At 56.8% G+C, this 21,791-nt stretch carries 22 protein-coding genes; 13 read left to right on the forward strand and 9 right to left on the reverse strand.

Annotated elements, in window-relative coordinates:
• Positions 1-23: 23 nt before the first annotated feature.
• Both L0Y14_RS13365 and L0Y14_RS13370 read right to left on the reverse strand, forming a co-directional pair.
• Positions 24-1,313: an ATP-binding protein gene (locus tag L0Y14_RS13365; RefSeq protein WP_083825178.1), complete on the reverse strand. Its 1,290-nt coding sequence runs from the start codon at positions 1,311-1,313 to the stop codon at positions 24-26.
• Positions 1,314-1,357: 44 nt separating this feature from the next.
• Entirely contained in the window at positions 1,358-2,086 is a 729-nt protein-coding gene (locus L0Y14_RS13370) for a response regulator (protein WP_006475496.1), read from the reverse strand.
• A gap of 598 nt (positions 2,087-2,684) precedes the next feature.
• Between L0Y14_RS13370 and L0Y14_RS13375 the strand changes: the two genes are divergently transcribed.
• From L0Y14_RS13375 to L0Y14_RS13385, 3 genes are all read left to right on the forward strand, one after another.
• Positions 2,685-3,461, forward strand: coding sequence for a hypothetical protein (locus L0Y14_RS13375; RefSeq protein ID WP_006475495.1), 777 nt, complete (start codon positions 2,685-2,687; stop codon positions 3,459-3,461).
• 230 nt (positions 3,462-3,691) lie between these two features.
• A complete protein-coding gene (locus L0Y14_RS13380; RefSeq protein ID WP_006475494.1) occupies positions 3,692-4,357 on the forward strand; it encodes a DUF2202 domain-containing protein in 666 nt (221 codons plus the stop codon).
• A 35-nt stretch (positions 4,358-4,392) separates the two neighbouring features.
• Complete coding sequence (locus L0Y14_RS13385; protein WP_006475493.1) at positions 4,393-4,770, forward strand: hypothetical protein; 378 nt, start codon at positions 4,393-4,395, stop codon at positions 4,768-4,770.
• Between the two features lie 170 nt (positions 4,771-4,940).
• On the opposite strand, the gene L0Y14_RS13390 is transcribed toward L0Y14_RS13385, so the two are convergent.
• Positions 4,941-5,396, reverse strand: coding sequence for a metal ABC transporter ATP-binding protein (locus L0Y14_RS13390; protein WP_240991713.1), 456 nt, complete (start codon positions 5,394-5,396; stop codon positions 4,941-4,943).
• Between the two features lie 270 nt (positions 5,397-5,666).
• On the opposite strand from L0Y14_RS13390, the gene nifJ reads away from it, so the two are divergent.
• From nifJ to yacG, 4 genes are all read left to right on the forward strand, one after another.
• Positions 5,667-9,260 (forward strand): pyruvate:ferredoxin (flavodoxin) oxidoreductase, encoded by a 3,594-nt coding sequence (gene nifJ, locus L0Y14_RS13395; RefSeq protein ID WP_005963105.1) that lies wholly within the window; start codon positions 5,667-5,669, stop codon positions 9,258-9,260.
• A gap of 143 nt (positions 9,261-9,403) precedes the next feature.
• The gene (locus tag L0Y14_RS13400; protein ID WP_006475491.1) at positions 9,404-10,411 is read left to right on the forward strand and encodes a dihydroorotate dehydrogenase-like protein; all 1,008 of its coding nucleotides are present in this window, start codon (positions 9,404-9,406) and stop codon (positions 10,409-10,411) included.
• 153 nt (positions 10,412-10,564) lie between these two features.
• Complete coding sequence (gene zapD / locus L0Y14_RS13405; RefSeq protein WP_006475490.1) at positions 10,565-11,332, forward strand: cell division protein ZapD; 768 nt, start codon at positions 10,565-10,567, stop codon at positions 11,330-11,332.
• A 5-nt stretch (positions 11,333-11,337) separates the two neighbouring features.
• The gene (yacG, locus tag L0Y14_RS13410) at positions 11,338-11,532 is read left to right on the forward strand and encodes a DNA gyrase inhibitor YacG (RefSeq protein ID WP_081417735.1); all 195 of its coding nucleotides are present in this window, start codon (positions 11,338-11,340) and stop codon (positions 11,530-11,532) included.
• Positions 11,533-11,544: 12 nt separating this feature from the next.
• Here the strand turns inward: yacG and L0Y14_RS13415 are convergent, their stop codons facing one another.
• Positions 11,545-12,249 (reverse strand): hypothetical protein, encoded by a 705-nt coding sequence (locus tag L0Y14_RS13415; protein WP_005963113.1) that lies wholly within the window; start codon positions 12,247-12,249, stop codon positions 11,545-11,547.
• A gap of 200 nt (positions 12,250-12,449) precedes the next feature.
• Between L0Y14_RS13415 and L0Y14_RS13420 the strand changes: the two genes are divergently transcribed.
• On the forward strand, positions 12,450-12,824 hold the full coding sequence (locus L0Y14_RS13420) for a thioredoxin family protein (RefSeq protein WP_006475488.1): 375 nt from the start codon (positions 12,450-12,452) through the stop codon (positions 12,822-12,824).
• Positions 12,824-13,456, forward strand: a complete 633-nt coding sequence (locus L0Y14_RS13425) for an MBL fold metallo-hydrolase (RefSeq protein ID WP_005963117.1) — start codon at positions 12,824-12,826, stop codon at positions 13,454-13,456. The genes L0Y14_RS13420 and L0Y14_RS13425 overlap by 1 nt, the downstream gene beginning before the upstream one ends.
• A gap of 4 nt (positions 13,457-13,460) precedes the next feature.
• On the opposite strand, the gene L0Y14_RS13430 is transcribed toward L0Y14_RS13425, so the two are convergent.
• From L0Y14_RS13430 to L0Y14_RS13440, 3 genes are all read right to left on the reverse strand, one after another.
• Complete coding sequence (locus L0Y14_RS13430; RefSeq protein ID WP_006475487.1) at positions 13,461-14,435, reverse strand: methyl-accepting chemotaxis protein; 975 nt, start codon at positions 14,433-14,435, stop codon at positions 13,461-13,463.
• Entirely contained in the window at positions 14,375-15,061 is a 687-nt protein-coding gene (locus tag L0Y14_RS13435; RefSeq protein WP_040819941.1) for a hypothetical protein, read from the reverse strand. Before L0Y14_RS13435 ends, L0Y14_RS13430 begins: the two co-directional genes overlap by 61 nt.
• Before the next feature lie 66 nt (positions 15,062-15,127).
• Positions 15,128-15,646 carry a hypothetical protein gene (locus L0Y14_RS13440; protein ID WP_040819939.1) on the reverse strand — a complete coding sequence of 173 codons (519 nt, stop codon included), beginning with the start codon at positions 15,644-15,646 and terminating at the stop codon, positions 15,128-15,130.
• Between the two features lie 297 nt (positions 15,647-15,943).
• On the opposite strand from L0Y14_RS13440, the gene L0Y14_RS13445 reads away from it, so the two are divergent.
• The 4 genes from L0Y14_RS13445 (at position 15,944) to L0Y14_RS13460 (ending at position 19,704) form a co-directional block, all read left to right on the forward strand.
• Positions 15,944-16,519 (forward strand): NapC/NirT family cytochrome c, encoded by a 576-nt coding sequence (locus tag L0Y14_RS13445; RefSeq protein ID WP_006475486.1) that lies wholly within the window; start codon positions 15,944-15,946, stop codon positions 16,517-16,519.
• 24 nt (positions 16,520-16,543) lie between these two features.
• Positions 16,544-17,485 (forward strand): ankyrin repeat domain-containing protein, encoded by a 942-nt coding sequence (locus L0Y14_RS13450; protein ID WP_005963124.1) that lies wholly within the window; start codon positions 16,544-16,546, stop codon positions 17,483-17,485.
• A gap of 296 nt (positions 17,486-17,781) precedes the next feature.
• Positions 17,782-18,396 carry a c-type cytochrome gene (locus L0Y14_RS13455; RefSeq protein ID WP_005963126.1) on the forward strand — a complete coding sequence of 205 codons (615 nt, stop codon included), beginning with the start codon at positions 17,782-17,784 and terminating at the stop codon, positions 18,394-18,396.
• A gap of 15 nt (positions 18,397-18,411) precedes the next feature.
• Positions 18,412-19,704 carry an FCSD flavin-binding domain-containing protein gene (locus tag L0Y14_RS13460; protein ID WP_040819936.1) on the forward strand — a complete coding sequence of 431 codons (1,293 nt, stop codon included), beginning with the start codon at positions 18,412-18,414 and terminating at the stop codon, positions 19,702-19,704.
• A gap of 241 nt (positions 19,705-19,945) precedes the next feature.
• On the opposite strand, the gene L0Y14_RS13465 is transcribed toward L0Y14_RS13460, so the two are convergent.
• Together L0Y14_RS13465 and L0Y14_RS13470 are read right to left on the reverse strand one after the other, a co-directional pair.
• Entirely contained in the window at positions 19,946-20,536 is a 591-nt protein-coding gene (locus L0Y14_RS13465) for a response regulator (protein WP_006475482.1), read from the reverse strand.
• 360 nt (positions 20,537-20,896) lie between these two features.
• Complete coding sequence (locus L0Y14_RS13470; RefSeq protein WP_005963131.1) at positions 20,897-21,685, reverse strand: c-type cytochrome; 789 nt, start codon at positions 21,683-21,685, stop codon at positions 20,897-20,899.
• Positions 21,686-21,791: the final 106 nt, after the last annotated feature.

Genomic DNA, 21,791 nt, shown 5'->3' on the forward strand with positions numbered 1-21,791 from the left:
CATACTCTCCTGCCAAGATGGGCTTAGTGGGAGTTTTTCTCACTGCGCGAGTTGGGTAGGCTCAGGCACGCCTTTGTCCCGCCACCCTGGCGTGGCACAAGCTGGATCTGCCAACCATATAAGTCACAAAGCTGGCGAACGATTGCCAACCCCAGTCCGCTGCCTCCTGTTGCAGGATTGCGCGACCCTTCGAGTCGAAAAAAGGGCTGGAACACCGCCTCCAACTGCGCTTCAGGGATACCCGCCCCCCGATCCAGGATCTGGATCTCTGCCATCGCTCCATCACACTGCAGCCGCACCTCAAGCGGTTTCCCGTCACCATACTGCAGGCCATTTCCGAGCAGATTGGATAGGACCCGGCGTAACGCCAGCGGGCTGAAGCGCATCGGGCATGGCGGCGGATCGGCCCACTCGATCGCAACCGGCTGCTGCCGGTAGTCCGCCACGACCTCTGCCAGGAATGCAGCCAGATCCAGCAGCTGTTCGTCCTGTGGAGCACCCTCCAAACCTCTGGCCAATTCAAGGGTGCGCCTGATCAGCAGATCCATCTCCTGCAAGTCCTCGCGCATGCCGTTTATCAATTCAGGTTCACTCTTCTCATCGAGTAACGCCAGCGCCAGCTGGAGGCGCGCGATCGGGGTGCGAAGGTCGTGGGATATCCCCCCCAACAGGGTGGTCCGGTTGGTCAGCAGCTGCTGGACCTGCCCGGTCATGCGGTTGAAGTTACGCGCCAGCACCGCCAGCTCTTCAGGCCCCTCTTCCGGCAGAGACTCAGGCCGCTCCCCCCGGCCAAAGCGGGATGTCGCACTGGCAAGCTGAGCCAGCGAATAGGTTTGGCGCCTAACGAGTAGCAGCGAGCTGATCAGAGTGATCATACTGCCACCGAGCAGCAGCAGGAGCACCGCGAGCGGCGGACTGGCGTCGTTATGCTTAGAGGAGAAACCGATGCGCACGGTCCGCTCTGCCATCGGCACATCCACCCAGGCCCAGTCATCTGCCGTGCCACCATCAAGCAGCTGGATCTCTTGGCCCAGCCGTCGCGACAGTGCCGTCTCGAGAAATCTCAGATAGGGGCTCTTGTAGCGCACCGGCTTTAGCTGAGCCTCGGCAGAGACCAGTGAAAGGCCATGCTGAAGATACAACTCATCCTCAAAATCGGGGCGCGTATCCGGTGGCAGTTCCACCCAGGTCTGTGCCGACAGGACGATCAGTGCGGCAAGATCCCCAGACGCCTGGCGTGCCATCGGCACCAGGATGTAGTAGACGATCACCCCGCTGGAAAACAACAAAAAGGTCAGCATAGACACCGCCATGATCTGGCCGGTGTATCTTAATAGGGTCTTTCTGCGCGGCACAGCTATCCCCGGAAGGCTTCACCCTGAGGGGTAAACAGATACCCCTTGCCCCACACGGTGCGGATAAACTCGGGGACTTTCGGATCGGTCTCGATCTTGCGCCTCAGGCGGGTAATCCTCACATCGATACTACGGTCAAATGGCGAGCGATCGTATCCTTTCAGCAGATCGACCAGTCTGTCTCGGCTCAGGATCTGATTGGGGTGTTCGACAAACACCTCCAGCAGGGCCAACTCTCCACTGGTAAGGGAAATCCGGTTGCCATCGCGGGTCAGGGTGAGCGTACTCAGATTGAGTTGGAACTCGCCAAACTCCAGCAGCTTCGAGGGGGGCTGCATCGCTTCAGCGCCTTCCCCTGGCTGCCTGCGCCGCAGCACCGCCCGTATCCGGGCCAGAAGTTCGCGGGGGTTAAACGGCTTCGGCAGATAGTCATCCGCCCCCACCTCCAGTCCGACAATCCGATCCACATCCTCACCCCGGGCAGAGAGCATGATGATCGGGGTATCCTGGCGCGCCCGAATCCACCGCGCCAGGGTCAGACCGTCATCGCCAGGCAGCATCAGATCCAGGATGATCAGGTCTACCACCGCCTCTGCCAGATGACGCTGCATCGCCACCCCATCTTCGCAGGCGCTAACTTGAAACCCCTGTTCACCCAGGTAACGCTGCAGCAACTCCCGCAGGCGGGGGTCATCATCAACGATCAGCAGCTTGGTGTTTTTTGTGTCCACCCCTGCGAGTCTACCAGAGGCGGCCTCGATCTGGCTCCGAGAGTGGCCGGCTGAAATAGGTTGAAACACTTTAGCGGTGAAATGGAATGGATTTGGGCTCAATTGTCATTATCATCCCAGTTATGGAAGTGTGACCGGGATAACTGTTTAGGGGGGTCTGAATCGTGAAAGCACGCTGGCCGATAGCAGCCATGTTTGGGGGGATCGCGCTCGCCAGCCCGGCGTGGTCTGACGATACCATCAGCGCGCCACTGTTACTGGAGGAATCAGCCACGTCGCCTGAGCCACACCACCAAGAGAAAGCCGTTCAAGGCAGGGACAATCCTATGAAGGTCGACAGCCAAGCCGCTGCCGGCAATCGCGCGGCATCCACTCCAGACAAGAAGCACACCCGATTTGGCGTTGGTTATGAGTACCGCATGAAGATGCAACGACCTGGGCGCAGCCACCGGCCAGCGCGTCCACATCGCCCGGTTCGACCGAACCGCCCCGGACGATGAGAGCGTATCTGCAGTTCATAAGACCCTGCTCAAAACACCCCGTTGCGTTCCTGCCTGGGTGGCGCACCCACACCCTCATTCTCTTCTGCAGCATCGCGATGAGCAGTCTGGATGCCTCTGAATATGAATCGGGGAGCTTCAGTTTTAGTCTCGGCATGGATTACAGCTCCGGCGACTATGGCCTCGCGGCCGACACCGAGATGCTCTATCTGCCGGCAACATTGGAATACAGTCAATTTCCCTGGCGGCTGGCCATCACCATCCCCTACCTACGTATAACCGGCCCAGGCGGAGTGATTGGCGGTAATGGTGGTGGGATAATCGTCAAAGATGATACAGATCGTCGCAGCAACCGGGGAGGCAGTGGTGGAGAGACTCCAACGCTACGCACCCAGCAGGGATTAGCCGATATCGTAACCAGTCTCTCCTACGCGCTCGATCCATTATGGAATCTGCCGTATGCAGTTGACCTGATTGGCGAGGCAAAACTTGCCACCGCGGATGCGGAAAAAGAGCTGGGCAGCGGCAGCAATGACTACTCCCTACAACTCAATATGGCTGCCACCCAAGGCCGGTTAACACCTTTTTTTACCCTCGGTTACCGCCTGATGGGGGATCTACCCCAAATGGAGCTGAGTAACGTCAGCTTTGCTTCACTCGGCCTCGACTATCGCCTGAGCCATTCGCTCTATAGCGGGATCAGCTTCGACTACCGGCAGGCATACTCAGCGACCGCTGCTGAATTGAGGGAATGGGTTGCCTACCTGAATTGGGAGATGGACAATAGCTGGTCGATAAACGGCTATGGCGTAGCCGGCTTCTCCAATGCCAGTCCGGATGCCGCTGTTGGAATACAATTGCGTTACGCTCGCTAGTGGGCCTTGCTCCACAATCATGGCTTAACGCCATAGATTCTGCTGCTTCTCATATCCCCCACACCAAAATCATCATCTATATGGACTGATTTCAGGCAACAAGTCTGCTCACGGAAACAGATTGAAACACTCTGCAGGTCTACAGAAATAGCACAGAAACTATTCATACCTAACCTCTGTCATACACGCGGCGAGTTGAGTATCGCCGATAATCCTTCAGGAGATTAAGTATGAAGCCAAAGCAACCCATAATTGCACTTTCGATTGTCGCCCTGCTCACTGCCGCACCTGTTCATGCAGGTTGGAAACATCAGGGCCAGCAGCCAGACAGCTACACTAGTCAGCCGATCACATCCGAGCCATTAAGCCTCGAAGAGAGCGAAAAGCTCACCTTCATGCGGGAGGAGGAGAAACTGGCACGGGATGTCTACCTGACCCTCTACGAGCAGTGGAAACACCCGGTCTTTTCCAACATCTCCAGTTCTGAACAACGACATATGGAGGCCATGGAGAGACAGCTCGACAACTATGAAATTGTCGACCCGGTCATGGATGACAGCATCGGCATGTTTACCAATACCGATCTGGCCAACCTCTACGCCGAACTCATCGCCAAGGGGCAGACATCACTCATCAATGCACTCATGGTCGGCGCCCTGATCGAAGAGATCGATATTGAAGATCTGCAACACGCCATTGCAGATTCCACTCACCCGGATCTTACCCAGACCTACGAAAACCTGATACGCGGCTCACGCAACCATCTCAGAGCATTTGTCCGGCAGATTGAAAGCCTGGGCGTTCCCTACACAGCACAGGCACTGGATCAGCTGCAGGTGGAGATAATCTTGGAGCAGCCGATGGAACAAGGTCGCACGACACGCGGCAGACGCTAAAAACCAAAACAAGACGATGAATTGAGGACTATCTGATGAAAAAAAGTTTGATTACAACGCTCATCCTGAGCGGCCTGCTCCCCGCCACCGGCGCCCTGGCAGCAGAGGACTACACACAATACTCGACCCCTGATCTGCTGCAGATGGGGGATGAGGTCCGCTACATGAGCGAAGCAGATCGTGATGCCTATCGCAGTGAGCGACAGAGCCGTATGCAGAGCATGAGTCAGGAGGAGCGACAGACCATGCGCAGCGAGATGGGCACAAGCTCTGGCGGGTATAGAAACATGGCCGGTGCCGAGCAGGGCCAGGGGAGTATGACCCGCTCCCGCCTGCGGGATGGCTCAGGTGACGGCGGTGGCCAGAGGCGCGGGGGCGGTTTCGGTGGAGGCGGAGGCCGCGGGCGCCGCTAAACCGGCAATCAAATAGCGTGTTACCGGCTTGATAACCGCAAACGTTCAGCTTGATTTGCCCATGCAGCCATCCCAGCATGGCTGCATGGGCGGTTCGACTAACCAAGTCGAGCAGTTGGCATCCTCTGCCCTCTGCCCTCTGCCCTCTGCCCTCTGCCCAACAGGTCGTACTAAATGTCGATACTGTTCTGCTGCTGTTGCGAGGCTTTCTCTTCTTCCACCCGCTTCTGGATGATCTCTTCCGGCGATGGTGGCAACGAAGCCATCGAACAGTGTTTCTCACGGGCGGTTGAACGCAGCGCCTCAAACTCACCCTTCAGATTGGCGTACTCAACGGCTTCGGGGCCATCACCACCTTCCAGAAACAACAGTGCCGGCCAGAACAAGACCAGGCCAACACCCATCTGCACCGCATCAGAATCGGCCTTATCCTTCAATTTGCTGTAGAGATTGATCGTCCGCTTGGAGACATAATCCATCTCGAAGGTGATCTGTTCGCAATCGTAGTTCATATATTTTACCGGAGAGACATAGGCCGCCGACACCTCATCCGGCTGACTCGCACAACCCGCCATCAGCGCCAGTGATCCGGCCAATACTCCACTCAAAGCCTTGTGGTACATCATATCGATCCTCGTGTTTGAATTATTTCCCAAGCCTCTGCAAAACACGCTATGAAAAAACGCATCCGCGCAAGGTGCCTGCGCCTCTATCTGGGGTGCAGACAGTATGAAATAGTGCCTGGTCCCGACAGATCGATTTGTGAACGGCGTTCATCTAAATGCGGGGCGATTTAGGTTGATTTCGGTCATCGGCGATCCATTCACCAAGGTCCAGAATAGATGCTATACCTTTTCAGGAAGCTAGCTTCACCCACTGCGTCAGGGAATCCATAGATGTCAAACAAGATGGTCATCATCGACGGCAACGAGGCCGCCGCCCATATCGCTCACCTCACCAACGAAGTTATCGCCATCTACCCCATCACCCCCGCCTCCCCGATGGGCGAGTGGTCAGACGAGTGGTCGGCCCGGGGCATCAAAAACATCTGGGGCACAGTGCCCGACGTGGTGGAGATGCAGAGTGAAGGAGGCGCTGCCGGGGCGATCCACGGTGCCCTGCAGGCAGGGTCGCTTTCGACCTCCTTCACCGCCTCCCAGGGCTTGCTGCTGATGATCCCCAACATGTACAAGATCGCCGGCGAGCTGACCCCCACGGTGCTGCACGTCTCAGCCCGCTCTCTGGCGGCCCAGGCCCTCTCGATCTTCGGCGACCACAGCGATGTGATGGCGGCGCGTGCCACCGGCTACGCCATGCTCTGCTCCGCCAGCGTGCAGGAGACAGCGGACTTCGCCCTGATCACCCAGGCCGCCACTCTAGAGGGGCGCATCCCCTTCCTCCACTTCTTCGACGGCTTCCGCACCTCCCACGAGGTGAACAAGATCGAGCTGCCGAGCGACGAAAGCGTGCGCGCAATGATCGACGAAGAACTGGTCAGCGCCCATCGCGCCCGGGCCCTGACCCCGGATCACCCAGTGATCCGCGGCACCTCGCAGAACCCGGATGTTTACTTCCAGGGCCGGGAGACGGTCAACCCCTACTATCAGGCGCTGCCTGAGATCATCCAGAGATGGATGGACCGCTTTGGCGAACTCACCGGCCGCCACTACCGCCTGTTCGAATATATCGGCGCAGAGAACCCCGAGCGGCTGATCATGCTGATGGGCTCGGGCATCGGCGCCGCCGAAGAGACGGTGAGGCACCTAACCAAGCGGGGAGAAAAGGTCGGCCTGCTGAAGGTGCGGCTGTTCCGCCCCTTCGCTGCCGACAAGATGCTCGAGGCGATCCCCACCAGCGTGCAGAAGATCGCCGTGCTCGACCGCTGCAAAGAGCCGGGCGCCGACGGCGAGCCCCTCTACAAGGATGTGGCCAGCGCCTTCGCCCAGGCCTTCAGCCGCGGCGCCCTCGACACCATGCCCCGCATCAGTGGCGGCCGCTACGGCCTCTCCTCCAAGGAGTTCACCCCGGCAATGGTCAAGGGGATCTTCGACGAGCTGGCGCAGGATCAGCCCAAACACCCCTTCACCGTGGGCATCATCGACGATGTGACCCACACCAGCCTCGGCTGGGAGCCGGCCTTCCGCCCCGATGCCGCAGAAGGGGTCACCGCCTGCGTCTTCTACGGCCTGGGGGCCGACGGCACCGTCTCCGCCAACAAGAACTCGATCAAGATCATCGGCGAGCAGACCGATAATTTCGCCCAAGGCTACTTCCAGTACGACTCCAAGAAGTCCGGCGCGGTCACCGTCTCCCACCTGCGCTTCGGGCCCCGGCCCATCGCCTCCACCTACCTGATCGGCGACAACGAGGCGAGCTTCGTCGCCTGCCACCAGCCGATCTTCCTCGATCGCTATGAGATGCTCGACAAGGCAGCGCCGGGGGCAACCTTCCTGCTCAACTCACCCACCGATCCGGCCAAAGTCTGGAATACCCTGCCCCGCCCGATGCAGCTGCAGATGATCGACAAGCGGCTCGCGTTCTACGTCATCGACGCCTACCGCATCGCCGACCAGACCGGCATGGGGCGACGCATCAACACCATCATGCAGACCTGTTTCTTCGCCATCACCGGTATCATCGACAAGACCAAGGCGATCGCGCTGATCAAACAGGCGGTGAAAAAGACCTACGGACGCAAGGGGAAGAGACTCCTGGAACGCAACTACGCCGCCATCGACGCCGCCCTGGCCGGCCTGCACCAAGTCGAAGTACCAGACGAAATAAGCAGTCACCTCGAACGCCGAGCACCGGTACCGGCGTATGCCCCAGCCTTTGTACAGTCGGTCACGGCAAAGATCATCGCCGGCCAGGGCGACACCATCCCGGTCAGTGCGATCCCGGCGGACGGCACCTGGCCCCTGGGCACCGCCGCCCACGAAAAGCGCAACATCGGCCTGCAGTGGCCAAAGCTGGAGATCGACCTCTGCACCCACTGCGGCAAGTGTCCGCTGGTCTGCCCGCATGCGGCGATCCGCTCCAAGGTGTTCCGCGAGGCGGACCTGGCCGACGCCCCGGCCAGCTTCCGCAGCGCCCCGGTCAAGGGCGGCGGCTTCGAGAAGGGGCTGCGCATCACCTACCAGGTGGCCCCGGACGACTGCACCGGCTGCGGCCTCTGCGTGGAGATCTGCCCGATCCGCGACCGTCAGAACCCCAACCGCAAGGCCCTCAACATGGTCGACGACCCGGCCTATCAAGAACAAGAGCGGGCCAACTGGGCCTTCTTCCTTGGGCTGCCGGAATTTGACCGCAGCCAGCTGCGCCAGAACACCCTCAAGGGGGCGATGGTGATGCAACCCCTGTTCGAATTCTCCGGCGCCTGCGTCGGCTGCGGCGAGACCCCCTATGTGAAACTCGCCACCCAGCTGTTTGGCGACCGCATGCTGATCGCCAACGCCACCGGCTGCTCATCGATCTACGGCGGCAACCTGCCCACCACGCCCTACACCACCAATCCGGATGGGCGCGGCCCGGCCTGGAACAACTCCCTGTTTGAAGACAACGCAGAGTTCGGCCTGGGCATGCGGGTGGCCATCGACAAGCAGGCGGAACAAGCTCGGGAGCTGCTACAGACCCTACGCGGCGAGATCGGCGACAAACTGGTGGACGGCCTGCTAGGTGCCGACCAGCACAGCGAGGCGGGGATCTTCGAGCAGCGCGACCGGGTCAAGGCGTTGAAGGAGAAACTGAAGCGTATCGACAAGCGGGAGGCCCGCAGTCTAGAGGGGATCGCCGACACCCTGGTGAAAAAGAGCGTCTGGCTGGTGGGCGGTGACGGCTGGGCCTACGACATCGGCTACGGCGGTCTCGACCATGTGCTCTCCACCGGACGCAACGTCAACATCCTGCTGCTCGATACCGAGGTCTACTCCAACACCGGCGGCCAGACCTCCAAGGCAACCCCACTGGGCGCGGTGGCCAAGTTCTCCGCCGGCGGCAAGGCCACGCCGAAGAAGGATCTGGCGATGATGGCCATGGCCTACGGCAACGTCTACGTGGGCCAGGTCGCCTTCGGCGCCAAGGATGTGCAGACCCTAAAGGCCTTCCTCGAAGCGGAGTCCTACGACGGGCCCTCGCTGCTCATCTGCTACTCCCCCTGCATCGCCCACGGCGTAGACCTCTCCCACAACATCCGCCAGCAGGATCTGGCAGTGGCCTCCGGCCACTGGCCACTATTTCGCTACGATCCACGCAAGGCGGAGCAGGGCGAGAACCCGCTGCACATGGACTCCAAGGCGCCGTCGATCCCCTACCGGGATTTCACCGCCACCGAGGCCCGTTTCAGCGTGCTCACGCGCACCCACCCGGAGGCAGCCGAGCGCTTCCTGCGCAGCGCCCAGAAGCAGGTCAAGACGCGCTTCTTCCTCTACGAACAGCTGGCCCAGCTCGCAATGGCTAATATGGAAGAGAGACCGGAACAATCCTCTGAATGAATTGGGATGAAAATGCAGGACTCGCAAAGACGCAAAGTACGCGGAGTCTCTTCCTGCGGAAGGCACCTATTGACCGAAACTGATAAATCCTCAACGTACTCTGCACCTCCGCGGCCTCTGCGTTTACAGCACAGGAGTTTGAAATGGATCTGACCACCAACTATCTCGGCATGCAGTTGAAGAATCCGCTGGTGCCCTCCGCCTCGCCCCTGTCGCGCAGCATTGACGATGCCAGGCGGCTCGAGGATGCTGGCGCCTCGGCGCTGATCATGTACTCCCTGTTCGAGGAGGCGGTAACTGCAGAGGAGGAGGTGATGGTGCGTTTTCTGCACCACCAGGACACCGGTTTCAGTGAGGCCGACAGCTTTCTGCCCGATCACTACGACTTCTCCAACGGCCAGGATCTCTACCTGGAAAACCTGCGTGCTCTGAAGGAGACCCTGGAGATCCCGGTGATCGCTAGTCTTAACGGCATCACCCCCGGCGGCTGGATCGAGCACGCCACCGAGATGGAACAGGCAGGCGCCGATGCCCTGGAACTCAACGTCTATTTCGTGGCAGCGGACCTGAACACCCCGGGCAGCGAGATCGAACAGCGCTACCTGGAACTGCTGAAGGATCTGCGCCAGCAGGTCACGATCCCGATCAACATGAAGCTCTCACCGGCCTTCAGTTCGGTGGCCAACATGGCCAAACAGCTGGAGGACGCCGGCGCATCAGGGGTCGCCCTGTTCAACCGCTTCTACCAACCAGACATCAATATCGACAATCTGCGCCTGGTCTCCAGCCTGCACACCTCAGTCTCAGCAGAATCGCTGCTGACGATGCGCTGGATCGCCATCCTGCATGGCCGAACCACCCTCTCCCTAGGTGCCACAGGCGGCGTGCACACCGCTGAAGATGCCATCAAACTGCTGCTTGCCGGGGCCGACGTGGTACACATCTGTAGCCTGCTGCTGGAACAGGGGCCCAGCGCCTTGGGTCAGGTGCTCACCGGCATCAAGGCATGGATGGAAGAAAAGGGTTTCGACTCGATCGACGAGGTACGCGGACGTGTCAGTCAGATCAGCGTACCGCACCCTGCGGAGTTTGAGCGGGCTAATTATGTGCATATCCTCGACAGCTTCCGCAGCGGCCCCGGCGTTTTTTAGGAAAATGACAGAGCCAGGACCACTGTTTGACGGCTTCCCCTTCCCTGCTCGTGGTTGCAGCTGAGGTGTGAAGCAGGCCCTCTTATTCCTTTTGCCTCACCCGGATAAATAGTGGACAATTGTCTCTTCCTACCATCACAAATCAAAAGCAACGTGGCCGATCTCGTCGTTTACGAACATCCGCTGAACGAAAGGATTCGCATTTTTTTGCGCCTGGAACATCTGCTGCTGCAGATCGATCACTTTGTGCCCATGACGGACATCTGGAGTAGCCGTGCAGCCATCTACACGCTGCTCGACGTCACCGCCATCTTCGCCCGCTCCGACCTGAAGACCGAGATCCTCAAGGAGCTGGAGCGCCACTCCACCAGCCTTGAGCGAATCCGCCGCCAGCCAGATGTCGACATAGAGGCACTGGGAGCGGTGCTGGAACGCTTGGAGCAGTCGATCCATCAAGTCTATCGGCTGGAGGGGCAGATTGCCCACAAGCTAAAGAAAAACGAGTTCCTCAGCGCCATCGCTCAACGAACCAGCATCCCCGGCGGTAACTGCAGCTTCGATTTACCGCAGTTTCACCACTGGCTGAATCAGCCCCATGAGGTCCGCCAGCGCCAGATGGAGAATTGGCTGCAGGAGCTGGCGCCCGTCCGCAAAGCGATCATCCTGCTGCTCGAACTGGTGCGCAACAGCAGCCACCCCAGTTGGGAGATCGCCAAGAGCGGTCTCTATCTGAAGACCCTCGATTCGCAAACCCCTGCACAGATGGTGCGCATCGGGCTGCCCAGGGAGACGCCGCTGTTTGTCGAAGTGTCAGGCAACAAGAACCGCTTCAATATCCGTTTCCTCGAACCCGTCGAGTCAGGACGTCCGATCCAGGCGAGCGAAGACGTCAGGTTTCAATTCACCAGCTGTATTCTTTGACGAAGATGAGCGCAACAGAGAAGCGAACAGTTAAATGCCCCACCTGCGGTCTCCCGGTAACCTGGGAAGCTTCGTCGCGTTGGCGCCCCTTCTGCAGTGAACGCTGTCGCCTGATCGACTTGGGTGAATGGTTCGATGAGGAGCACCGCATCCCCATGCCGACCGACGTAGTACCCGATGGGTTCGATCCAGAGCGTTGAATTGCATCCCGGCTAATCACCACCACTGTCTGAAGCTGACTCCCTCTCCAGCACCGTTTCGCCTTCACTGAGTGCTTTCCGAAGCGCCTCTGCCTCCCTGAAGAGGGCTTTAACCCGCTCATTGACCGGCCCGTTGCGGTTCAGATAATCCTTGATGGCGCTGCAGTGCCCCAGTGCTGCATGGATATCACCCTCCAATTGCAACTCCCGGGCCTTCTGCATATGAAATGTGGCGAGACATTCCGCCCGACGGGTGCCGATCAGGTCCACCAGGTCGCGAACTGCTTCTGCCGTGATCGGCGTCAGCAGACCGCCCTGTTTTATAAAGTCGATCAGCTCGTTGATAACGCTCGTCAACTTCTGCAGATGGAATTTATCTGTGATCTCGTCAGCTTTTGCTGCATCACCCAGGGTAGCAAGTGCCTGCTCGGTCATTTCGAGCAATTCATCTATGCCCTCATATTTTGGCTCGACTTTTTTCACCGCCCGATAGCGGGCAAGCAGGTCCTCCCGCAGCAACCGCTCCACCTCATTTGGCAGATGACAGCCTTGCAGACGAAACAGAATATTTTCCACCAGGTCGACACCACGCAGAAGGCGCTGGATCTTGATTCGTTTTGCCTCCACTGCCTGTTGGTGACGTTGGACGATTCCGGACAGGAAGAGCGCCAAGACCAACAGCCCTCCCAAGATTGCGATTAGTGTGTACTGTTCCATTTTTTTCCTTCAGCAGCGGTTTCCGCACGCTTATCATTAGCCACCAGAGGAGAGTCTTCCTGGGCTAAAAAAACAGGCCGGCGATGCAACAGCGCCTGCCAATAGTAGCGGCCAGCTTACCGGCAGGTTGAAATTGATGACAGATTGTTCTGGAATGTGTCGAACAAGTGTGACTCCACTGCTGCGAGAGGGTAAACCGCATGTCTTGGTCAATCATCATCGGCACAATCGCCGGTGCCCTACTGTTGATGACCCTGCTGACCTACCATTCAGCCCGCAAGCTGGTGGGACAACAGGTAGAGGCAGAAACTGGGGAACCTGCCTCGCGGCTGCTCTATTTTTACAGCGACCATTGCGGCCCCTGCAAAAGCATGTCGCCGCTGATCGACGAGCTGTCTGAACACTACCCGAACATTCGCAAAGTCAATGTCAGCAAAGAGCCGAAGCTGGCGCAGGCATTCAGCACCCGAGCCACTCCAACAACCATCCTGGTACTCAACAATGTGGTATCCGAAGTGGCGCTGGGAGCCAAATCGAAACGGCAATTGGAAAAACTGCTGCAGCGAGTAGTCTGATGCGATATCAGATCATCCCAGTCACTAGCTTTCAGCAAAATTGCAGCCTGCTTTGGTGTGAGAGAAGCCGGAAATGCGCCATTGTCGACCCTGGCGGTGAGATCGGCAAGATCATTGCGGCCATAGAAAGTCAGGAGCTGATACCGGAGCGGATTCTCATCACCCATGGCCATATCGACCATGCTGGTGGAGCCGCGGCACTCGCCAAGGCACTGGGGGTGGTTATCGAAGGGCCTCACCAGGAGGACCGATTCTGGCTCGAAAACATGCCACAACAGGCCGAAATATTTGGTTTTCCCCAGGTAGAGACGTTTACGCCAGAGCGTTGGCTTGAACAGGGCGATCGGGTCACTGTGGGAGATGAGCAGCTTGAGGTGATCCACACCCCCGGCCATACGCCAGGTCATCTGACCTTCTACCATGCTCCATCCAAGCTGGCACTGGTGGGTGATGTGATCTTTCAGGGCTCAATCGGCCGTACCGATTTTCCACGCAGCGACTATGCTACCCTGATTCGCTCAATCCGTGAGCGACTCTGGCCGCTGGGGGACGACTGTCGATTTGTTCCAGGGCACGGTCCCGAATCGACCTTTGGTGAGGAGCGGCTGCACAACCCATTTCTCCGCGACTAATGTTTCAGGTTTTAAACTGACCCACCATCACCTTGAGTTGATCTGACAGCGCCGCAAGACTTTCCGCAGCCGCCGCCGTCTCGCTGGAATCCTCTGTCGCCAACTCGGTCAACTCACTGATGCGTGAGATATTTTTATTGATCTCTTCTGCCGCCGCGGCATGCTCAAGCGAGCTATTGGCAATCTCATTATTCATGCTTGTAATCGTGGCGACGGCATCAGCGATCGCTTGCAGGGTGATACCAGCTTCACTCGCCTGGGCCACACTTTTAGCCGCCCGCTCACTGCCATTCTCGATGGCGCGAATCGCCCCTCCAGCACCGGCTTGCAGACGCTCAATCATTGCCTGGATCTCCTGGGTCGACTGAGCTGTTCGGCCGGCCAGGGTGCGCACTTCATCTGCCACCACGGCAAACCCACGACCACTCTCACCCGCCCTGGCCGCTTCGATCGCCGCATTCAAGGCAAGCAGATTAGTCTGTTCGGCAATCCCATGGATGACTTCCAATACGCCACCGATATTATCGCTCTCTTTGCCCAACTGACGGACGACAGCAAGGGTCATTTCAACACTTTCTGCCAAGCCATTAATCGCCCCGATAGTCTCCTCAACCACCGTTTGACCTTCTGCCGCCTTGTCATTGGCATCCTTCGCCGCACCTGCAGCATGAGAAGCATTCTCGGCGACATGCTCCACCACCACCGCCATCTCGTTCATCGCCACCACAACCTGCCGGGTCTGCCCCTCCTGTTCAATCGTGCGATGATTTGAGGAGCTGGTGGTCTGTGAAAGCTGCTCTGCCGAGCGGCTCAACTCAGCAACAGAGCTCTCTACATGATGAATAATCTCCTGCATCTTGTTGAGCAGATTGTTAAATGCTTCGGCCATCTCACCCACTTCTGCCTGACTGGCAACTTCTACACGCGCCGACAGATCCAGTGAATCACTGATCGCCTTGATCCTTTTTGAGGTTGCCACAATAGGCCTTGAGATCCAGCGACCGATAAGGATCCCCCCCCCAAGGTCAGGCCCATCACCACAAACGCAACCACAGCAACCTGCTTCACTGTGCGCCAGACCGAGCCCTGGAGGCTTTGTGCGGAGAACACCGCCAGGATTTCGCCTCCGTTTGTTACATCCGGTAGGGTACGGCGAACCACATAGTTCCAGCCTTCTTCATCTATTAGCGTCTGCTGAACATTGGCAGCCAGCCGCTTCATTGCCTCCCCATCCACGCCATTTCCAATAAAGGTGTATGCGACCGGAGAGGGCGGGCGGGCCTCACCAAAGGCAGATTTTGGGGCACCTTTGGAGGTACCGACTATTGCCAGATATTTGAGGCCTGAACTGGCATAGAGAAACTGGGCATCACGCCCCCGCAGCTTCATCACATTGCTGCCATTGACTGCCCGAGTCGCCAGGCCAATGATCGGCTGTAGCACCGCTTCGGCAGTCTCCCGCAGTCTAACTTCATCGGCATCCGTTTGGACTTTATAGAGCACGAAGCTGAATGTCAGCAGAGTTGCCAGCCCTGTCCCCAAAATCCCCAACAGGATGGTAGAACCCAAACTGTGGTATCGCTGTTTGGCTTTTTTGATCGGCATGGCCCCACCTGTTGTTCAGAACACTACTCCAACAAATCAACGGGGTAGTGGTTCTTTGCTTACCGGCTACTTATGAGTCCCGCACTGCCCCTGAACACAAAACGCCTCATACCCACTGTGACACACGCGGCAGGTGTTTACGCCCAATGGTGCATCCGGGTTGGCATCAGTCACATCGCTTCCGTCTTCCTTAAAAACACCGTAGCTGACGGCGCCAGCTTTATGCCCTGAGATAAACAAAAGCTGCAACTCCTTCAAGTGGAGAATCATGTTGGCACCATCCCCCATCCCACCATTTCTTAATTTGTATGCAGCAACAGAGTCAGGCCTCACCAAAACAGCTACAGCACCGGGGCCTTGAGGGCGAACCGCACAATATGTCTCGACCGTTTCCTGATAGATCGGAGGCAGAGCACTCACATCGGCATCACACCCCGGCAGAGCACCAATGGCAGTCAGCGGAGTAGAGACAGCGTTCCAACTCCTCCAGTCGGCAGGGAAAGGCACTTCACTCCCTGCAAGCAACCTACCAGCTGCACCAACCCCGCATATCAGGACAAACACCAAAGCTCCAAGTTTTTTCATCGCCCAATACTCCTCATTCTCTGCTTCCTAAAAAGTAGTCGGCCAGTTGGAAAGAACCTTGATCCACAGAAAAAATAGCTGGGCCGAAAAGTGACGAATATCAGTTTTATCTAATAAATTCATATGCTTCTGAGCCGCTTTTTAGCTTTACATCGGGAACCGAGTTGCCGTAACATCCGGCCCTGCGTTGTTCCGCCTGAGAGATGCTTTTCATCCGGGCCGATGTCGGTTGTTCGTTTGGTATCCGCCAATTACCCGTTCATGCACCGACTCATACTAAGAAAGAGGGTGTGGAATATGTCATTTGTCGCTTCCGGTAGAGGAACTGGCGGTAAAGCGTCCATCATTTTCATCGCTGTAATTTTCCTTGGCGGTGTAATTTTTGCCGGTCTGTTCAATGTCGGACTGGCGCTCACCAATGAGATGGATTTCTGTACCAGCTGCCACACCATGAAAGTCAATCTGGAAGAGTACAAAGAGACTGTCCACTACAAAAATGCCTCAGGTGTGCGAGCCACATGTTCCGACTGCCATGTACCCAAAGTGTTCGTGCCAAAAATGATCGCAAAGGTCATGGCAGCCAAAGATGTCTACCATGAGATAATGGGTACTATCGACACTAAGGAGAAATACGAGGCACATCGCTGGGATATGGCGAATCGCGTCTGGGAAAAGATGCGTAACTCGGATTCCCGTGAATGCCGCACCTGCCACGACTTCACCCAGATGGACTTCAGTGAACAAGATCGCAGTGCGCGGAAACGCCACTCCAGAGCCATGGACCAGGGTAAAACCTGCATCGACTGTCACAAAGGCATTGCTCATGAGGAACCTGATGAGCCCGACGAGACAGAGGCGAGAGAAGACTCCTGATCCCAGAAGCGCTACGGAAAATCAATGAAAAGAACCAAAATCCCGGCCCTGCTGTTGAGTCTTCTCTTGTCATCCCAGGTCTTTGCGGGTGACAAAGAGAAAGAACGGGAGTTGCGACAGGCCGCCATCATTGATGATATCGAAGCCATGGAGCAGCTCCTAGATGAGGGAGTTGCCGTCGATGCTGCCAACATTAAAGGCAAAACCGCCCTCATGATGGCAGTAGAGAATGGCAATATGGACACCATAGTGCTTCTTCTCAGCCGCGGCGCCAAAGTCAACTTTCGCACCACAGAGGGTTGTACAGCCCTGACATTTGCCGCTGAGAATGGGCACCCGGCAATCACCGCTTTTCTTCTCGAACGTGGCGCAAATCTGCATGACCGCACACGCGCCGGTTGGGACTCACTGATGATAGCAGCCCGCTACGGCATAACCGACATGGTGGAGCAGCTGCTTTACAAAGGGGCCGACCCCAAAGCATCGGACAAATACGGCAAAAACGCCCTGATGATGGCGGCCGAAAAGGACCATGTAGAAACTGTTGCGATACTGGCAAAAAATGGCGCTGATATCGACTCCCAGGACAAGAATGGATCAACCGCCCTAATTCTGGCAGCCGACCGGGGCAATACCGAGGTAGTCAAAGAACTCCTCACCCACGGCGCCAGCATCGACAAAAAAGATCGGGATGGCGCCACAGCGCTTACATGGGCAGTGGGGCAGGGTCATATCCAGACCACGCAACTCCTTCTCGAGAGCGGCGCTGACATTAATTCAGCTGATAGCGATGGCATCACACCACTGATGGAAGCCGTTAGCAGTGGCTCCCCGGACATGGTCAAGCTGTTGTTACAAAAAGGTGCAGACAAAAATCTAAAAGACAGAGATGGCAGAACTGCCATCAGCATCGCAACAAAGAAACGAATGAAACAGATCCTGGCTCTGCTTAGCCAGGCGAAGTAAGGCCGTTAACAAAGGATCTAAGGCTTTAGCCGTAACGCTAGATCCTGGGAAATAATAATAAACAGAAACCTATGAGGCGAAGCCTGCGCGACGCTAGAGCGGCCGCGCGTTACGGCTTTGTTGCCGTTAGAAGAGCAATATACGGACGGATGGAGTGTTCAAGCTGTTGGCGAGTGCCGCTTTCATCCGACGTGTGCGTAATGTTGGAACCCTCTAAAAAGAGGACCAACACACCCTTGAGGGATACTGATCCCTCCGTTACCACGTAAGCCTGTTCAAAATCCAAAGGAGGTAACATGGCATACACCACCCTCAAGAAGGCCCTGATTGGCGCGCTGGCTATCAGCGCTTCCTCAATGGCTTTCGCAGCTGATAAAAAGCCCCTTATGATGGGCGCAAGCGACAGCATGCTGGCCAACACCTGCGCAGGTTGTCACGGAACCAATGGCGCAAGCGCCGGCCCTGCCACCCCGAGCATTGCGGGACTCTCCACCGAGTACTTTGTTGAGGCAATGCAAGGTTTCAAGAGTGGCGATATCCCCACCACCATCATGGCCCGCATTGCCAAAGGCTACTCTGACGACGAGTTTAAGCAGATGGCCAGTTATTTTGGCAAAAAGCCTTTTGTCGGCGCAGAACAAAAGTATGACGCAACTCTGGCCAAGAAAGGTGCCAAGCTACATGACAAATATTGCGAAAAGTGCCATGCCGAAGGCGGTTCCTCCGCTGAAGATGACTCCGGTGTACTTGCTGGTCAGCTCGCCATGTACCTGAAATGGTCGCTGGCAGACTACAAGGCGGGTGATCGCGAAGCACCCAAAAAGATGAAAAAGAAGCTTAACAAGATGCTGAAGAAAGAAGGCGACAAGGGCATTGAGGCCTTGGTCAATTTCTACGCCAGCCAGAAATAAGGGGGAGTTTTGAACATGAAGATTACCCGTAGAAATTTTGTCAAAGGTGCAGGTGCTGCCACTGCAGTTGGCATTATTGGAGCACCCACACTCGCACTGGGCGCTAGCAAAAAAGTAGTAGTGGTTGGCGGCGGCACCGCTGGCGCCACTGCAGCCAAGTACCTGAAGATGGCTGACTCCAGCATCGACGTGACGCTGATCGAGGCCAACAAAAACTACTACACCTGCTACATGTCCAACGAGGTGCTGGGTGGCAACCGCACCATTGACTCAATCCGTTTCGGCTACACTGGATTGGCCACGCACGGCGTTAATGTGGTCAACGACATCGTCATCGGCATCGATGCCGGCGCCCGCGTCGTCAAGACCAAGGGTGGTAAGAGTTTCAGCTACGACCGCTGCATCGTCGCCCCAGGCATCGACTTCAAGTGGGAGAGTATTGAAGGTTATGACGCCAAGGTCGCCGAAGATATCCCCCACGCTTGGAAGGCAGGCTCCCAGACCGTCACCCTGCGCAAGCAGTTGGAAGCGATGAAGGACGGTGGCACCGTTGCCATCTGCCCGCCGCCGAATCCCTTCCGTTGCCCACCTGGGCCCTACGAGCGTGCCTCTCAGATCGCTGATTACCTGAAGCGTAAGAAGCCCAAGTCCAAGATCATCATCCTGGATCCAAAACCGAAGTTCTCCAAGATGGGCCTGTTCGTACAGGGCTGGAAGGATCTCTACGGCTATGGCACTGCGGACTCCATGATCGATTGGCAGGGCACACCCAAGGGCTCTGACGACAACGTGCTGAAGAGCGTCAACGCCAAGACCCGCACCGTGACCACCGGTTTCAACGAGGTGACGGCGGACGTGCTGAACGTGATTCCTGCACAGAAAGCGGGCAAGATCGCCTTTGCAGCCGGCCTGACTAAGGGTGACTGGTGTCCGATCAACCTGCACACCTTCGAGTCCACCATTCACAAGAACATCCACGTGATTGGTGATGCTTCGATCGCAAAAGGTATGCCGAAATCCGGCTATGCCGCCAACTCCGAAGCCAAGGTCTGTGCTGCTTCTGTAGCCGCCCTGCTGAGCGGTCAAGAGCCCGGCACTCCGGCCTACGTCAACACCTGCTACTCAATTGTAGGCAAGGACTATGGCATCTCCGTGGCAGCGGTCTATCGTCTGGCCGAGGACGGCTCCAAGATCACCAAAGTATCCGGTGGCCTGACCGCAAAGGATGCCAGCGCCGAGACTCGCAAGCGCGAGGTTCAGTATGCCTATAGCTGGTTCCAGAACATCACAAACGACATCTTTGGGTAAGATCATGTACGCGGTTAGCCTGCTAGGCTGACACGGATGATCGCGCATTCGCCAAGGATGGCGGAGAAGATTACCCTCACAGGATGAGATAAAACTTCTAACCGGGGCCAACGCCCCGGTTTTTTATTTCGACCTGCTTAAATCCAAAAGCACATGACGCCCAACGAAAACCAGCCTCAACTTGACCTATTCTACTAAATTGCCGCCCAGCAGCAGATAGCAGCCTTCCCTGCTCGACCACTCACTTCCTTTTTCGCAGGGAGAGAGCCCGCTCCGATTTTTTTACCTGCTGCTGAATCTCTTGAATCAGCGAGTTGAAGTCTCCCTGCTCCTCCTCGATAAGGATTCTTCCCGCAGTATCCCTCTGAATAGCGCTGATTCCAGGCTGCCTTCGCTCCAGCTCTTCGAGCAGGGAGGATTGATCTCTCGCCGCCCTGAGTAATCGGCGACTCTCACACATCAGCGCCTTTTGCTGCAACGCCTGTCGAATAGTCACAACCAAATCGATTGTATTCGCAGGCTTGGTAAAAAACCTGCTGATCTGCCCCTCATTTATGGCCTTGATCGCTCCTTCCAGACTCGCCTTGCCGGTCAAAATCATCCTTACCGTGTCTGGGTAAAGCCGATAGATTTCGGCTAGCAGTTCAGAGCCAGACATACCAGGCATCTCTTCATCAGAAACCACCACATCCACAGTCTCACGCTCCAAGATTGCCAACGCCTCTTGCGCTGAGCCGGCCACAACTATTTCAAAGGGTTCGCGGCGAAGCGCTCGCTGCAGACTTGCCAGTACCTGGGGTTCATCATCAACAAAGAGCACCTTCTGAAGCATCTCGTCTCCAAAGCATTTCCACACAGCTGTACTGCCACCGAATTAGAGGATAGTCGATACGAACAAAAAAGTGGAACTAGCGCCCCGCTCTGCGTAATGACACATCCCAGGAATTATACCGGGAGCAGCCTGCTCGACTTGCGCTCCGACGATAGACTGCTTGATATCACAATAGAGACATCGAACTTAAGCGTGCATGAGGCAGAAAAAGCGATATGGCAACATATCTTGCGTAACAGTTGGTCTTTCGAAAGCAGTTCTTCCAGGTCCCATAAAAAAGCCCCTGCCTGGCGGCAAGGGCTTTGTCTGTACTCTGCAGAGAACCGATGCCCCGCTGGCCATTCCAATCGCTTTCTTCGGTTAGCGATACTGGCCTGGCCTATAACGTGGAGGCACTCCTGGAAGTGGCATCTGGTTGCCTCGATCACGGGGAAGATTCGCCCTTGAATAGCTGGGGAAGTCAGGGTTCACCCAACCCTGTTCAGCCAGTTTGCCTGGTGGAGGAACCAGCCTAGAGACATAATCCATCACAGCAGCCACATCACGCGCAGTGAAGCGCCGAATCTGTTTTACCATACTGGAATCAGCATTACGGCGACGACCGGTTCTGATCCATTCAAATTGTCGCATCAAATAGCGGTAGTGCTGCCCCTGAATCATTGGGATGTGCTCTTTTCTATTTCCCTCGCCATGCTCGCTATGACATTCCACGCAGTTATCTACGTAAAGCTTTTCGCCGTGCTCCAGGTCCATCCCCGACCCCCGGCCATTAGTTGGCGTCATCGGAAGTTGTGCAATATAGGCTGCAACATCTGCAATCTCTTGCACACCTCCAAGTAGGCGCGAAGAGGTAAAAGGCCGCATAGTAGGATTGTCACGATTTCTGGCGCGGATATCAGCCAGCTGTTTGATGATCACTGTATTCAGTTGCCCTGCAAGTTGTGGGTAGGTGCCGTCAACCCGCCCCCAGCCTTCCGGCGTGTGACACACAGCGCAGATTTTGTAAACCTTTTTGCCATTTTCGAGATTCGGCGTCCGCGAGAGCGCCTGATCATACTCTTTCATCGCCTCTTCTGCTGGACTCGCCCACACGTTAGACAGCCCGAACATGCAAGCAAACGCAACTACACCCGCTAAATACTTGTTCATCTAAACCTCACCAACCTGCTTGCCAGGCCCCAATCAGAGGATGCCCCCCAACAAAAGGAAGAACCCATGGCTAAGAACATAACCGGGACCGCGCACGATCATACGA

Source organism: Candidatus Endoriftia persephonae (assembly GCF_023733635.1).
Lineage (GTDB): Bacteria > Pseudomonadota > Gammaproteobacteria > Chromatiales > Chromatiaceae > Endoriftia > Endoriftia persephonae.

Excerpts from the sequence above, each read along its gene's own strand:
- L0Y14_RS13365 (WP_083825178.1), bottom strand. The coding sequence starts at position 1,313 with ATGGCGGTGTCTATGCTGACCTTTTTGTTGTTTTCCAGCGGGGTGATC.
- L0Y14_RS13375 (WP_006475495.1), top strand. The coding sequence starts at position 2,685 with ATGAGCAGTCTGGATGCCTCTGAATATGAATCGGGGAGCTTCAGTTTT.
- L0Y14_RS13380 (WP_006475494.1), top strand. The coding sequence starts at position 3,692 with ATGAAGCCAAAGCAACCCATAATTGCACTTTCGATTGTCGCCCTGCTC.
- L0Y14_RS13385 (WP_006475493.1), top strand. The coding sequence starts at position 4,393 with ATGAAAAAAAGTTTGATTACAACGCTCATCCTGAGCGGCCTGCTCCCC.
- L0Y14_RS13390 (WP_240991713.1), bottom strand. The coding sequence starts at position 5,396 with ATGATGTACCACAAGGCTTTGAGTGGAGTATTGGCCGGATCACTGGCG.
- nifJ (WP_005963105.1), top strand. The coding sequence starts at position 5,667 with ATGTCAAACAAGATGGTCATCATCGACGGCAACGAGGCCGCCGCCCAT.
- L0Y14_RS13400 (WP_006475491.1), top strand. The coding sequence starts at position 9,404 with ATGGATCTGACCACCAACTATCTCGGCATGCAGTTGAAGAATCCGCTG.
- yacG (WP_081417735.1), top strand. The coding sequence starts at position 11,338 with ATGAGCGCAACAGAGAAGCGAACAGTTAAATGCCCCACCTGCGGTCTC.
- L0Y14_RS13415 (WP_005963113.1), bottom strand. The coding sequence starts at position 12,249 with ATGGAACAGTACACACTAATCGCAATCTTGGGAGGGCTGTTGGTCTTG.
- L0Y14_RS13420 (WP_006475488.1), top strand. The coding sequence starts at position 12,450 with ATGTCTTGGTCAATCATCATCGGCACAATCGCCGGTGCCCTACTGTTG.
- L0Y14_RS13425 (WP_005963117.1), top strand. The coding sequence starts at position 12,824 with ATGCGATATCAGATCATCCCAGTCACTAGCTTTCAGCAAAATTGCAGC.
- L0Y14_RS13435 (WP_040819941.1), bottom strand. The coding sequence starts at position 15,061 with ATGCCGATCAAAAAAGCCAAACAGCGATACCACAGTTTGGGTTCTACC.
- L0Y14_RS13440 (WP_040819939.1), bottom strand. The coding sequence starts at position 15,646 with ATGAAAAAACTTGGAGCTTTGGTGTTTGTCCTGATATGCGGGGTTGGT.
- L0Y14_RS13445 (WP_006475486.1), top strand. The coding sequence starts at position 15,944 with ATGTCATTTGTCGCTTCCGGTAGAGGAACTGGCGGTAAAGCGTCCATC.
- L0Y14_RS13450 (WP_005963124.1), top strand. The coding sequence starts at position 16,544 with ATGAAAAGAACCAAAATCCCGGCCCTGCTGTTGAGTCTTCTCTTGTCA.
- L0Y14_RS13455 (WP_005963126.1), top strand. The coding sequence starts at position 17,782 with ATGGCATACACCACCCTCAAGAAGGCCCTGATTGGCGCGCTGGCTATC.
- L0Y14_RS13460 (WP_040819936.1), top strand. The coding sequence starts at position 18,412 with ATGAAGATTACCCGTAGAAATTTTGTCAAAGGTGCAGGTGCTGCCACT.
- L0Y14_RS13465 (WP_006475482.1), bottom strand. The coding sequence starts at position 20,536 with ATGCTTCAGAAGGTGCTCTTTGTTGATGATGAACCCCAGGTACTGGCA.
- L0Y14_RS13470 (WP_005963131.1), bottom strand. The coding sequence starts at position 21,685 with ATGAACAAGTATTTAGCGGGTGTAGTTGCGTTTGCTTGCATGTTCGGG.